Annotated in this window: 1 protein-coding gene; it reads right to left on the bottom strand. The window is 27.5% G+C overall.

The features are described 5' to 3' along the window. On the bottom strand, positions 1–451 hold a 451-nt coding region (locus J5M58_RS26910; RefSeq protein WP_207880447.1), incomplete at both ends, for a hypothetical protein.

Below are 451 nucleotides of genomic sequence, written 5' to 3'. Positions count from 1 at the left end.
CATTCCAAATCTTATAAGGAATTACGCATCCTAGTTTGTCTGCATAGAGAACAGCTTTTGGTCCATTGTATTGACTATGACATAATATGAATCCATTTGATTTTTCTTTAACTTTAATCAAATCGAAAGGATCTGCTTTGATCACATGAAATTCATTACTGATCATCTTCATGTTGAATTTTACTTCTATTATTTTCCGTATATCATCAAGACGACAGCTTTGATATGTCCAATAATCTGATGGGCATTTTTCTTCTTCACATTCAATTGTTGCATTAAATATTTCTAAAAATTCTGAATTGAATTTCTTTTTGTCTGTCATTCTTTTTGTTTGCTTGAGAACAGATTTAATATAATGAAATTTAGTAGTTAAAAATGCAATTAATTTCATTGTTGTAGGTGTTTGTTTTTTAAATTTATTATAATCAACTTCAATTTCATGAACTTGTGA

This window comes from Pseudomonas sp. 32_A (genome assembly GCF_017490905.1).
In the GTDB taxonomy this organism is placed as follows: domain Bacteria; phylum Pseudomonadota; class Gammaproteobacteria; order Pseudomonadales; family Pseudomonadaceae; genus Aquipseudomonas; species Aquipseudomonas inefficax.
The sequence above is the reverse complement of the archived record's forward strand: the minus strand, read 5'-3'. Positions and strand labels throughout refer to the sequence as shown.